Source organism: Clostridium sp. NkU-1 (assembly GCA_001312405.1).
Genome location: BBDR01000003.1, coordinates 266,022 through 278,498 on the forward strand (window position 1 = coordinate 266,022; position 12,477 = coordinate 278,498).

General features: G+C 45.6%; 10 protein-coding genes and 3 pseudogenes. 12 read left to right on the forward strand and 1 reads right to left on the reverse strand.

Features of this window, described 5'->3' with window-relative positions:
* Window positions 1–309: a mechanosensitive ion channel family protein gene (locus tag JCM10519_RS27170; protein ID WP_347843363.1), complete on the forward strand. Its 309-nt coding sequence runs from the start codon at window positions 1–3 to the stop codon at window positions 307–309.
* 179 nt (window positions 310–488) lie between these two features.
* Here JCM10519_RS27170 and JCM10519_RS06760 read toward each other — a convergent pair whose 3' ends face one another.
* Window positions 489–1,217, reverse strand: coding sequence for an SIMPL domain-containing protein (locus JCM10519_RS06760; protein WP_347843364.1), 729 nt, complete (start codon window positions 1,215–1,217; stop codon window positions 489–491).
* Window positions 1,218–1,697: 480 nt separating this feature from the next.
* Between JCM10519_RS06760 and JCM10519_RS06770 the strand changes: the two genes are divergently transcribed.
* The 11 genes and pseudogenes from JCM10519_RS06770 to JCM10519_RS06810 all read left to right on the forward strand — a co-directional run bounded on the left by JCM10519_RS06770 (window position 1,698) and on the right by JCM10519_RS06810 (window position 12,405).
* Window positions 1,698–3,095 carry an extracellular solute-binding protein gene (locus JCM10519_RS06770; RefSeq protein ID WP_054738356.1) on the forward strand — a complete coding sequence of 466 codons (1,398 nt, stop codon included), beginning with the start codon at window positions 1,698–1,700 and terminating at the stop codon, window positions 3,093–3,095.
* A 218-nt stretch (window positions 3,096–3,313) separates the two neighbouring features.
* Window positions 3,314–4,155, forward strand: a pseudogene (locus JCM10519_RS06775) (sugar ABC transporter permease).
* 36 nt (window positions 4,156–4,191) lie between these two features.
* The gene (locus JCM10519_RS06780; protein WP_054738357.1) at window positions 4,192–5,025 is read left to right on the forward strand and encodes an ABC transporter permease subunit; all 834 of its coding nucleotides are present in this window, start codon (window positions 4,192–4,194) and stop codon (window positions 5,023–5,025) included.
* Between the two features lie 106 nt (window positions 5,026–5,131).
* A pseudogene (gene malQ / locus JCM10519_RS06785) lies at window positions 5,132–6,611 on the forward strand (4-alpha-glucanotransferase).
* A 22-nt stretch (window positions 6,612–6,633) separates the two neighbouring features.
* Window positions 6,634–7,668: a substrate-binding domain-containing protein gene (locus JCM10519_RS06790; RefSeq protein ID WP_054738358.1), complete on the forward strand. Its 1,035-nt coding sequence runs from the start codon at window positions 6,634–6,636 to the stop codon at window positions 7,666–7,668.
* 131 nt (window positions 7,669–7,799) lie between these two features.
* Window positions 7,800–8,108 (forward strand): LytS/YhcK type 5TM receptor domain-containing protein, encoded by a 309-nt coding sequence (locus JCM10519_RS27175; RefSeq protein WP_347843365.1) that lies wholly within the window; start codon window positions 7,800–7,802, stop codon window positions 8,106–8,108.
* 43 nt (window positions 8,109–8,151) lie between these two features.
* Entirely contained in the window at window positions 8,152–8,541 is a 390-nt protein-coding gene (locus JCM10519_RS27180; protein WP_347843485.1) for a LytS/YhcK type 5TM receptor domain-containing protein, read from the forward strand.
* A 184-nt stretch (window positions 8,542–8,725) separates the two neighbouring features.
* On the forward strand, window positions 8,726–9,526 hold the full coding sequence (locus JCM10519_RS27185) for a histidine kinase (protein ID WP_347843366.1): 801 nt from the start codon (window positions 8,726–8,728) through the stop codon (window positions 9,524–9,526).
* Between the two features lie 18 nt (window positions 9,527–9,544).
* Entirely contained in the window at window positions 9,545–10,288 is a 744-nt protein-coding gene (locus tag JCM10519_RS06800; RefSeq protein WP_054738359.1) for a response regulator, read from the forward strand.
* A 144-nt stretch (window positions 10,289–10,432) separates the two neighbouring features.
* Window positions 10,433–11,870, forward strand: a pseudogene (locus tag JCM10519_RS06805) (carbon starvation CstA family protein).
* A 304-nt stretch (window positions 11,871–12,174) separates the two neighbouring features.
* Window positions 12,175–12,405, forward strand: coding sequence for a recombinase family protein (locus tag JCM10519_RS06810; protein WP_054738360.1), 231 nt, complete (start codon window positions 12,175–12,177; stop codon window positions 12,403–12,405).
* The last annotated feature ends 72 nt before the right edge of the window (window positions 12,406–12,477 follow it).

Sequence of the window (12,477 nt, forward strand, 5' to 3'; positions counted from 1 at the left end):
ATGGATAAGAGACGGCTGGATGTTTTAGTGGGAATCGGGTATCATTCGGATTTAAAGAAGGCAAAGGAAATTTTGGAAAACATTTTCCGAAGCCAGAACGGAATCTTAAAAGAGGAACCCATAGAAATTTTTGTCAGCGATTTAACAGAAAATGCCGTTACCATCGGAGGCCGGGGCTGGACCTCCCTGGACGATTACTGGCCGGCCAGGTGGGAGATCTTAGAAAAGGTGAAGCTTGGATTTGAAGAGGCCGGAATTGAGATTCCTTACAGCCGGATGGAAGTGCAGATGGAGGAGCGCCATCCCTGATACAAATAAGCTTTAAAATAGTGAAGTGCACCGGAGGTTAGATATGATTTCGTCTAACATCCGGTGCACTTTTAATTAATCAAGATTCATTATTACACTGTTTTTCAAATGGAACGCTTACGGCGGTTCCTTTGAAGCTTGGTGCCTCTTCGTCTATTACTTTACCCGGAATGTTACAGTTACCTGGCTTCTACGCCGATCTGTCCTGGCTCCACAACCACGGATTTGGCTCCTGCTGAGGTATCTTCCGCTTTTATGGAAGAGGAGTACCTGATATTCGGGTAGGAATTAAGCTCTTCGATGTGAGCGATTCCATTCAGGGTGACTCCGCTGGCAGCGGCAATTGCCTCTGCCTTGACTTTTGCTGCGGCAACAGCCTTTTTAAGGGCTTCCTTGTAGTTATCATCGTATTTGCTGGAAAGATAGTTTACACTGTCAATGCAGTTAATGCCTGCTTCTACACTGGAAGAAAGCATGGTGCCCACCTGGTCAATGGGAAGGTCGGATACGGTGATGCTTGTGCGCATCTGATATCCGGTGATCTGCTGGCCGGTATTGTTCCAGTCATACATTGGCTCAAGGCCGTAGCTGGAAGTCTGGATGGACTTTTCATCAATTCCGGAATTTTTCAAAAATGTTATGACGCTGCTTGTATCTGCGCTGTTGTTTTCCTGGCAGGCTTTTGGGTCTCCGGCCTGGGAGAGCACTGCAAAATTGACCTGGGCCATATCGGGAACCACTTTTACGCCCTCTGTGCTGTTTACCTGTATGGTATTGGTATCCATATTGCTTATGGTGGTCACATTGGTACCTGGGACGGCTGCGGTCCCTGTCTGGGCACATGCGGTCATGCTTAGTACGGTTGCAGCAACGAGAGTGGCTGCCAGTGGTTTATTCATTTTTCTCATAAATAGCTCCTCCTTTTTATATTTTATATTCTACAGGAAAATTTAGGAATTAGTATTTCTTTTCTCTTAACATTCCAGGTCAAAATTCCTAGGTTTTATTTACGAAAATCTGACTATGGAAAAAAATGGGTATAAGGGCTAAATGATAATGAGAAAAGGCTGATGAAAAGAAAAAGTTATGCAAAACGCACAAAAAAAAGAAAATAAAAAATTGAATAGATTAACGAAAAAAAAGAAAAATTTGGTCAAATCTATTGCATTTTTTTGTGCATTATGTTATCTTATACCCATAAGGTTATTGGAAACGTTACCGATATCGTTACCAAGACCGGTGTATTCAATGACCAGGATAGATAAAGCCTGGGAACAAGCAGGTGCAACAAGTTTCTGTATGGAGGCATGCAGGAAAAAATTGGGGGTTGAGGGGACGAATCATCGATCCATCAACCGGAGGGTGCAAATGCACGGAAGGAGGATATTATGAAACTTAGGAAACTGGCAGTACTTACGCTGGCTGCAGCAATGGCGGCAGGAACACTTGTGGGATGTTCTTCCAACAAGGCAACGGAAACAACGGGGGCAGAGCAGAAGACCGAGGCAGGGGAAACCACTGCTGCAAAAACCGGTGATACAGCAGAAGGCAAAGGGCAGGTTTACTATCTGAATTTTAAGCCTGAGGTTGCAGACACATGGGTGGAGCTTGCAGCGAAGTATACAGAGGAAACCGGCGTGCCTATGAAGGTGCAGACAGCGGCAGCAGGAACCTATGAGCAGACATTAAAATCAGAGGTAGCGAAAAAGGAACCGCCGACACTGTTCCAGATCAACGGACCTATCGGCTATAAGTCCTGGGCAAAATACTGCAAGGATTTAAAGGATTCCACAATCTACGGACATCTGGTTGACAAGGATATGGCAGTAAAGGACGGCGATGGAGTTTACGGCATTCCTTACGTAGTGGAAGGCTATGGAATTATTTATAATGATGCCATTATGCAGAAGTATTTTGCTCTTGAGGGTGCAAAAGCGAAATCCATGGATGAGATCAATAACTTTGCTTCTCTTAAAGCCGTTGCAGAAGATATGCAGGCAAGAAAAGCAGACCTTGGAATCGAAGGCGTATTTGCTTCCACTTCCTTTGCTCCTGGCGAGGACTGGAGATGGCAGACCCATCTGGCAAACCTTCCGGTTTACTATGAATATAAAGATGACAACGTATCCGATAAGGATGCCCTTGACTTTAAGTATGCAGACAACTACAAGAACATTTTTGACTTATACATTAACAACTCCTGTACAGATCCAAAGATGGTAGGCGCAAAGACCGTTGAAGATTCCATGGCAGAATTTGCTCTGGGCAAGGTTGCCATGGTTCAGAACGGAAACTGGGGCTGGGGACAGGTGTCCGGTGTTGAAGGAAACACAGTAAAGGAAGAAGATGTGAAATTCCTTCCTATCTATACCGGTATGAGCGGTGAGGAAAAGCAGGGACTTTGCATTGGTACGGAAAACTTCTTCTCCATCAACGGCCAGGCAGCGGAAGAGAACCAGCAGGCATCTCTCGACTTCCTGGAGTGGCTCTTTACTTCCAGCACAGGAAAAGATTATGTGACCAATAAGCTGGGCTTTATCGCTCCATTTGATACCTTTGCAGCAGATGAAAAACCAACCGATCCTCTGGCAAAGGAGATCGACCGGTATATGAACAACAAGGACTTATATTCTGTGTCCTGGAACTTTACCTCCTTCCCAAGCCAGACCTTTAAGGATAACTTCGGGGCATCTCTTCTTGAGTACGCTCAGGGAGGCAAGGAGTGGAAGGCAGTAGTGGATGACATGAAGGCCGACTGGGCAAATGAAAAATCCATGACAAAATAAGAGAGTTAAAATAGTTTCAAAGGAAATGGGTGAGCGCGGGGGAAATGCCTCACCCATTTTTATACAAGAAATTCAATTCCCCCCGGATCACTGAGGGGTTTTACAGAATACCCTGCAGGTATATCTTTACGCCCGATGCCCGATGATGGAGGGCACGCTGTAAAGCGGGGCGGGCCCTGTCCAATCACGTAGACACTAATAAAGAAAGGAGAACTGCTATGCAAAAGTCAATGAAACGGTACTTTCCAATATTTGTTCTTCCCACACTGGCTGCATTTACCATTGCATTCCTGTACCGTTTATCATGGGAATTTATTTATCCTTTACGGAATTCACGACTGTAAAGGATGCGTCCTGGGTAGGGATATCAAATTATAAAAAAATATTTTTGGACCGGAATTTTATCAATGCACTGGTATTTACCGTGAAGTTTACCCTTGTGTCAGTTGTGACCATTAATACCCTGGGTTTTCTGCTGGCCTATGTCCTCACAAGAGGAATTAAGGGAACCAATCTCTTTAGGACTGTATTTTTCATGCCAAACTTAATCGGAGGCATTGTGCTGGGTTATATCTGGCAGCTTCTGCTAAACGGAATTCTTGCAAGATTTGGCGTTACCCTTTCTTTCAGCGCCAAGTACGGCTTTTGGGGCCTGGTGATCTTAATGAACTGGCAGCTGATCGGGTATATGATGATTATTTACATTGCCGGACTTCAAAATGTTCCTGGAGAGCTGATCGAGGCCGCAAGGATCGACGGGGCTACCGGATCCCAGATATTAAAGCGCATCATGATGCCCATGGTCATGCCGTCCTTTACCATCTGTCTGTTTCTGACCCTGACAAATTCCTTTAAGCTGTTTGACCAGAACCTTGCGCTGACCGCAGGCGGGCCTGGAAGGCAGACCAGCATGCTGGCCCTTGATATTTACAATACCTTTTACGGCAGAGTCGGCTGGGAAGGGGTAGGCCAGGCAAAGGCCACGGTGTTCTTTCTTATGGTTGCGGTCATATCTTTGACCCAGCTTACATTAACAAGGCGTAAGGAGGTGGAGAACTAATGAGCAGAAAGGGAAAAAAATACAGAAATTCAGCAAATGGAAGTAGGAAAAACTACGGGAGCATTTTTAACGGCTGTTTTGGCGGTCCTTTCCCTGACATTTTTGTTCCCCATTGTCCTGGTTTTCATGAACTCCTTTAAGAGTAAGCTGTATATCAGCGATGCACCATTCCAGCTTCCAAAGGCAGGCACCTTTGTGGGACTTACCAACTATGTGGAAGGTATTCGGAAAACAGGGCTTTTCCCGGCTTTTGGCAGGTCCCTGTTTATTACGGTAGCTTCTGTGGCAGTGATCATCCTGTTCACCTCCATGACGGCCTGGTTTATAATCAGAGTAAAATCTGCATTTACAAACGTCTTATACTATGTCTTTGTATTTGCAATGATCGTGCCGTTTCAGATGGTGATGTTCACCATGTCAAAGACAGCCAATGACTTATATTTAAACTCCATGTACGGTCTTGTGCTTCTTTATCTGGGCTTTGGATCCGGGCAGGCGGTATTTTTATTCTGCGGCTTTGTAAAGGCAATTCCCCTTGAAATCGAGGAGGCGGCTATGATTGACGGCTGTTCTCCCATTCAGACTTATTTTCATGTGGTATTCCCTATGTTAAGGCCCACGGCAGTGACCGTTGCCATCTTAAATGCCATGTGGATATGGAACGATTATTTACTTCCAAGCTTGATTCTTCCCCAGGAAAAAGGTACAATACCAATGGTCATCCAGAATCTCAAGGGCGGATATGGTTCCATTGATATGGGAGCCATGATGGCAATGCTGGTTCTGGCGATTTTTCCTATCATTGTATTTTATTTAAGTTGTCAGAAATATATCATAAAGGGCGTAGCTGCAGGTGCGGTGAAGGGCTAAAATTACGGAGTATTTGGCCCCTGCAGCATTCGCCGGATGCAGGAATGCAAGTCTCCCTGCACCTGGCTCATTGCTTGCGGAAATAAACAGAAAAAGGAGACTGATTATGCGGGAATGTGGTATGTTGCTCCCGGTTGCAAGCCTACCGTCAAAATACGGCATCGGGGCATTTTCAAAAGAGGCATATGAATTTATTGATCTATTAAAAAAAGCAGGTCAGCAGTATTGGCAGATACTCCCTCTGGGGCCCACCGGTTATGGGGATTCTCCTTACCAGTCATTCTCCGCATTTGCGGGAAATCCCTATTTTATTGATCTGGATGAGCTGGTTGCTGAGAGGCTGCTTACCATAGCGGAATGCGAGGCAGTGGATTTTGGAGATGATCCGAGAGATATTGACTATGAGAAAATGTATTATAACCGTTTTCCTCTGCTAAGAAAGGCTTATGGACGATGGAAGGAGCAGGGGCATACGTCAGATGAGCCGGGAAAGCTCCTTGGAGAGGAAACGGCCGGATACTGCTTTTACATGGCGGTTAAGGATCATTTTAAGGGAAAGAGCTGGATCTGCTGGGCTGAGGATATCCGTCTCAGAAAGGAAGAGGCAGTCTCCCGGTATGAAAAGGAGCTGTCAGATGAGATCGGATTTTATGGTTTCCTTCAGATGAAATTTGAAGAGCAGTGGGGCCGGTTAAAGTCCTATGCAGGAAAGCAGGGCATCCGGATCATCGGCGACATGCCCATATATGTGGCATTTGACAGTGCGGATTCCTGGTTTCATCCGGAGCTGTTCCAGTTTGATGAAAACTGTGAGCCTGTTGCAGTGGCAGGCTGTCCGCCGGATGGATTTTCCGCTACCGGGCAGTTATGGGGAAATCCCCTTTACCGCTGGGATTACCATGGAAAGACGGGCTACGAGTGGTGGCTGAAGCGAATGGAATACAGCTTCCGCCTTTACGATGTGGTGAGGGTAGATCATTTCCGCGGTTTTGATGAGTACTATACCATTCCTGCAGGAAGTGAGAATGCCATCCACGGTGCCTGGAAAAAAGGGCCTGGAATTGATATTTTCAACAAGATGCGGGAGAAATTCGGGACGCTGGATATCATAGCCGAAGACCTTGGATTTTTGACCCCATCGGTTTTAAAGCTGGTAAAAGATACGGGATTCCCAGGCATGAAGGTGCTGGAGTTTGCTTTTGATTCCAGAGAGGAAAGTGATTATCTGCCTCATAACTATACGCAGAACTGTGTGGTATATACGGGAACCCATGATAATAATACCATCAGGGGCTGGTATGAAGACTTATCTTTAGAGGACCGCCGGCTTTCCATTGACTATATGAATAACGAAAGAACCCCGAGAGAAGAGATCCACTGGGATTTTATCCGTCTGGCACTGGCAAGTGTAGCCAGACTGGCAGTGATACCGGTTCAGGATTATCTGGGTCTTGGCGGGGAAGCCAGGATCAATGTACCTTCCACTCTTGGAAAAAAACTGGAGATGGCGTATGGTTTCCGGAGAAATAACGAAAGAGCTTGTAGAAAAATGCAGAAAAATTGCCAGGCTTTACGGCAGGGCATGATGAAAGGAGATGAGTATTTCTGATGGACTCCATTAATATTAAGGATATAGCCAGATTATGCGGGGTGGGTGTGAGCACCGTATCCCGGGCTATCAACAACCATCCGGATATCAATCCAGAGACAAAGAGCATGATCATGCAGGTGATTAAGGAAAACAACTATATTCCCAATAACAGCGCGCGGAATCTAAAACGCACTGATTCCAGAGCCATTGCGGTACTGATCAAAGGAATCGGCAATCCCTTTTTCAGCAAAATGATCCGTATTTTTGAGGAGGAGATCCAGAAAAAGAAATACTCATTTATCCTGCAGCGGGTCGATGAACAGGAAGATGAAGTGGATGTGGCTTTGGAACTGATCAAGGAAAAGAAGCCAAGGGGAATCGTGTTCCTTGGGGGATATTTTTCCCACAGCAGGGAAGAGCTTGAGCAGCTTACTGTTCCTTATGTGTTAAGTACTATCGGAATGACAGAGTACTTAGGCGAATCTCCTGATTTTTCCTGCGTATCCGTAGATGACTACGCGGAAAGCTACAAGATGACGGATTATTTATGTAAACTTGGCCATGAAAAGATCCTTATCTTAACCGCTGCTTCTGATGATGAGAGCATCGGCCGCCTCCGTCTGGAAGGATACAAAAAGGCCCTTTTAGACAACGGCATCACGCCTTCCCCATCCCTGATCATATTCTCAGAGGAATGCGAGGAATGCTATACCATGGACAATGGGTATCGGATGATGAACCGTGTTTTGAATGAAAAGCCGGAATTTACGGCTGTTTACGCGATCTCAGACAGCATTGCCATCGGTGCATGCAAAGCTATCTTTGAGCGTGGCATGCGGATACCGGAGGACTATTGTATGGCCGGCTATGACGGCCTTGATATCGCCCGCTATTATAATCCCTCCATTACCACCATCCGTCAGCCGGTAGAAGAGATGGCAAAGGCCACCATTAAGATCTTATTCGATGTAATCAAAAACAAAGCAGAGCATCAGAAAAAGGTGTTTAGAGCCGAATTAATTGAAGGAGAATCCACAAGAAGGATCAAGTGATTTCACATATCGGAAATAATCCCTCCAGATCAAATGCAACATTATGAGAAAATATATCATTAATGCTTCATTTTACGCATTATTTGATATAATTATTATTAATATCTCATATTTGATCAAGGAGGGATTTTATGCATGATACCATGTTTTTCAGTCTTCTGCTAAATATTGGCCTCCTGGTGCTCATCGCCACTTTGCTGACTAAAATACCCATCGTACGCAGCATGCTTCTGTACGATAAAAATTCCCTCGGCTGCACCGCAACTCTTGCAGCCATATTCGGTCTGGTCAGCATTATTTCCACCTATACGGGCGTGCGGGAACAGGGAGCAATCGTTAACACTCGCGTGATCGGCGTATTGGCGGCCGGTTTGTTAGGAGGCCCCTGGGTCGGTATGGGGGCGGCTCTGATCGGAGGACTTCACCGTTACTTTTTTTGATATTGGAGGCTTTACTGCCGTTTCCTGTGCCTTGTCTACCCTGGTGGAAGGCGTTGCAGGCTGCCTATTCTCCCGCCGGTTCAAAATGGGAAAAATAAGCGGTACCGGAATCTTCCTGATTACCGCAATTGTTGAAATGGGACAGATGGCAATTATACTCCTGATTTCAAGGCCTTTTCAGGCGGCCGTGCAGCTGGTGAGAGTGATCGCATTTCCTATGATTATCATGAATGCCCTGGGCATGATTATCTTTTTGGGAACCTTTAACATGGTATTCATGGAGGAAGACAGCCGGTTTGCCGAAAAATGCGTCTGGCATTGGGAATTGTGGAGAAAAGCCTGCCCCATCTGCGCAAAGGCTTATACAGCAAGGCAGATGTGGAGGCTGCTGCGGAAATCATTTACCGTTCCACTTCCTGTTCCGCCATATTGATCACGGATACCCAGAAGATCCTGGCTATGAAATCTGATGCAGGATTATGCGCTAAAGGGGGATTCCATCCTGGCTCCTATCCTGGCATCTCTTCATGACCGGAAGCCCGCCATTTTTGATCATGCAGAAAAAGAAGATCCTTTCTATCCCATTTTAAAAAAACCACATGATCGTAGCCGCTCCCATGACCGAAATGGACCATCTCATCGGCAGCCTGACTATGGTAGTCAAAAAGCACTGGCACAGTTCACAATCAGACTTAAGTTTTGCTTCTGAACTGGCCAGGCTTTTCTCTACCCAGTTGGAGCTATCTTATCTGGAATACCAGAAAAAGCTGCGGCGCAAAGCGGAGTTTAAGGCTTTGCAGTCTCAGGTAAATCCCCATTTTTTACACAATGCGCTTAATACCATTTCTTACGTTAGCCGGGAGAATACGGACAGGGCAAGGGAACTTCTCCGCTCCCTCTCCACCTACTACCGGCAGACTCTGGAAAATGACCAGTACATGCTGAACTTACACACGGAACTTTATCACATCTCAAGCTATCTGGACCTTGAAAAAGCGAGGTTTGAAGAAAAGCTATGTGTGGAAATCGATGTGGAAGAGGATTTAAACTGCATGGTTCCCGCCTTCATTCTCCAGCCACTGGTAGAAAATGCCATCCGTTACGGTGCCGATCAAATGGGAAACCGCCTGGTGTCTATTCATGCCCATGCCGGCAGCGGCTGGGTTGAAATAGCGGTTTCCGACCATGGTACGGGATTCCCCGGAGAGGTACTTGCACGGCTGTATGCAGGAGAGCATTATGGCGGAGTAGGACTGGAGAATGTACATAAGCGGTTAATGAGCATCTACGGACAGGATAACGGACTTCACATTCAAAGCTCAGGAAATGGTTCCAAGGTCTATTTTCTGATTCCTGAGGCGGTTTCAGAATCCAGATATATTGATGAGCTTGCTGTAACCACTTGGCAAAAAAAATAATGGAATGGAGGAACCATCATGAAAATTGCAGTAATCGATGACGAACGTCCTGCCCGAAAGGAACTGATCCACCAGATCTTATCCATATTGCCGGACAGCCTGCTCAAAGAGGCAGACAGCGGAGCTGCCGCCCTGGAACTTCTTGAGGAAGAATCCTTTGATCTCATGTTTTTGGACATTGACTTAAATGACATGGAAGGAACTACCCTGGCATCGGCGATAAAGCGCATGCTGCCGGAGACCCAGATTGTTTTTGCCACGGCCTATTCCCAATATGCGGTGAAGGCATTTGAACTAGGGGTAAGTGATTACATCCTTAAGCCCATTGAACCGGTAAGAGTACGGCGGGTCCTTGAAAAATGCAGCCGGGAACTGGCCAGGTCACAAAAAGAAAAGTCCGCGGAGGAAGAGGGGATCCCGTCTTTTTCAGCTAACCGGATGCCCATCTGCGTGAACCGTACTATCATACTGTTAGATATCAGCCAGATCGTCTATATTGAAACATGCTTAAGAAGCTGTATCATACATACCGTCTCAAAGGATTACACGGAAAACCAGCTGCTGGGAGAATACGAAAAGCGTCTGGTGCCTTACGGCTTCTGCCGCATCCATAAAAGCTATCTGGTCAATTTAAACCACATTGCAGAAATGTTTCCCTGGGCCGGCAGCAGTATGGCGGTCAAGATGCAGGGATTTGAACAAAATATCCTTCCTGTGGGCAGGGAAAAAGTCAAACATCTAAGACAGCTCATCGGAATTTAAATGCATTCATCCTGTTTATGACACCCATTCTGCCTTTTGTGCATTTAGCACTTCAGTTCATGCAAAAATCATTTATTTTTATACATATTATTGTATAATCGAAGATAAGAATGGTTTTCATAATATTTTACAGGAGGTATGAATATGATAAGTTTCTTTGTGTGTCTGGCATTGCTGATCATCGGTTTCTTGATCTACAGCAAGGTGACTGAAAAGGTTTTTGGCCCGGATGACAGAAAAACTCCTGCTCTGACCATGACAGACGGGAGTGATTATGTACCAATGGGAACGCCCAGGATCTTTCTGATCCAGCTTTTAAACATTGCAGGCCTGGGGCCGATTTTCGGTGCCCTGGCCGGAGCCTGCTGGCCCCAGCGTATTCCTGTGGATCACCTTTGGTACTCTTTTAGGAGGGGGCGTCCATGATTATATGGTTGGCATGATGTCCATGCGCCATAAGGGAGCCAGTGTTTCTGAGCTTACGGGTACATATTTAGGAAATACCATGAAGCAGGTCATGCGGGTGTTCTCCGTGGTCCTTCTGGTTCTGGTAGGGGTTGCTTTTTCAACCGGTCCCGCAAATCTGTTAGCCATGCTGACTCCGGATGTGCTTGATTCCCGCTTTTGGCTTGTGGTAGTATTGATTTACTATTTTATTGCGACCTTTGTTCCTATTGATAAGGTTATCGGTAAGATTTACCCGTTTTTCGGCATTTGCCTGATTGTTATGGCGCTGGGGGTAGGATGTGCCATTCTCTTTAAAGGTTATCATATTCCTGAAATCACCTTATCAAATCTTCATCCGTCAGGAACTCCCATTTGGCCGACCATGTTCATATCCGTCGCATGCGGCGCGATTTCCGGCTTTCATGCAACCCAGTCTCCGCTTATGGCCCGCTGCCTTACCAATGAAAAGGATGGCCGCAAGGTATTTTATGGGGCAATGGTGGCAGAAGGTGTGATCGCTTTAATCTGGGCAGCTGCAGGCGTTGCATTTTACAACGGTACAGGCGGGCTTTTAACAGCATTAGGCAACGGACAATCCAGCGTAGTTTATGAAATCTGCTTCAAACTTTTGGGGCCGGTGGGTGCGGTCATCGCTATGATCGGAGTCATCGCCTGTCCAATTTCTTCTGCGGATACCGCCTATAGAAGCGCCAGGCTGACGCTGGCGGACTGGTTCCAAATGGACCAGAAGCCTGTAAAAAACCGCTTGATTCTTACAATCCCCCTGTTGACCGTCGGTGCCATACTGACCCAGTTTGATGTACAGATCGTATGGAGGTACTTCTCCTGGAGCAACCAGACTTTGGCAATGATTGCACTCTGGTCTGCAAGCGTGTATTTATACCGGAGGAAACGTTTTTACTGGATCACAGTGCTTCCGGCAACTTTTATGTCCGCAGTATCCTTTACTTACATCCTGATTGCGAAAGAAGGGTTCCAGCTTTCCACCGGAATTGCTTATCCGGCTGGTATCCTGTTTGCTGCGGTATGCTTTGGCGCTTTCGTTTATACCTGTGTTCTTGGTAAAGGTAAGAATGCTTCTGCTGCCTCAGAAGAGGAAGAGGCCACAGCATAATTTCTTAAGGGTTAGACAAAAAGGGAGAGACTGCTGCAAAACCAGCTTAAATTAGTTTTGCAGCAGCCTCTCTCTTTTTTTGCATCATTAGCAAGACTCATTTTTATATCCCCTGATTAAAGCTTTTTATTGTAAAATATACTTGAAGTGTTTCAAGAATTACAATCATCAAGATAAACAGATAGGTTATGAACGAAAATCAATAACTTATAGTGTTGGAAAGAATGAGACTAAAAAAATGTCGAAGATATTTATGTTTCAGGATTATATGATGTTGCTGGCAGAATAAAATAATTGAAAAGATATGGATGCTATTTATGCCAGACAGTCAATTGACAAGAAAGACAGTTTATCCATCGAAACGCAATTGAATTTTGCCAAGAGTATTGCAGTGGGTGAACGGGGAATATATACTGATAGAGGAATATCAGGAACGGATATCATTCACAGACCTGAATTTAAGAGACTTTTAAGTGATATAAAAAAGGGACTTGTAAGCAGAGTATTTGTTTATAAGCTGGTATGGAAGAAGTAGGTGAAGATGTAACATGGCGTACCAAACACCTATCCATTATCTAGATGACTGGATAGGTGTTATATGATTGTG

What these genes read in the sequence shown, in the direction of transcription:
- JCM10519_RS27170 (WP_347843363.1), top strand. Translation starts at nt 1, where the DNA reads ATGGATAAGAGACGGCTGGATGTTTTAGTGGGAATCGGGTATCATTCG.
- JCM10519_RS06760 (WP_347843364.1), bottom strand. Translation starts at nt 1,217, where the DNA reads ATGAGAAAAATGAATAAACCACTGGCAGCCACTCTCGTTGCTGCAACC.
- JCM10519_RS06770 (WP_054738356.1), top strand. Translation starts at nt 1,698, where the DNA reads ATGAAACTTAGGAAACTGGCAGTACTTACGCTGGCTGCAGCAATGGCG.
- JCM10519_RS06780 (WP_054738357.1), top strand. Translation starts at nt 4,192, where the DNA reads ATGGAAGTAGGAAAAACTACGGGAGCATTTTTAACGGCTGTTTTGGCG.
- JCM10519_RS06790 (WP_054738358.1), top strand. Translation starts at nt 6,634, where the DNA reads ATGGACTCCATTAATATTAAGGATATAGCCAGATTATGCGGGGTGGGT.
- JCM10519_RS27175 (WP_347843365.1), top strand. Translation starts at nt 7,800, where the DNA reads ATGCATGATACCATGTTTTTCAGTCTTCTGCTAAATATTGGCCTCCTG.
- JCM10519_RS27185 (WP_347843366.1), top strand. Translation starts at nt 8,726, where the DNA reads ATGACCGAAATGGACCATCTCATCGGCAGCCTGACTATGGTAGTCAAA.
- JCM10519_RS06800 (WP_054738359.1), top strand. Translation starts at nt 9,545, where the DNA reads ATGAAAATTGCAGTAATCGATGACGAACGTCCTGCCCGAAAGGAACTG.
- JCM10519_RS06810 (WP_054738360.1), top strand. Translation starts at nt 12,175, where the DNA reads ATGGATGCTATTTATGCCAGACAGTCAATTGACAAGAAAGACAGTTTA.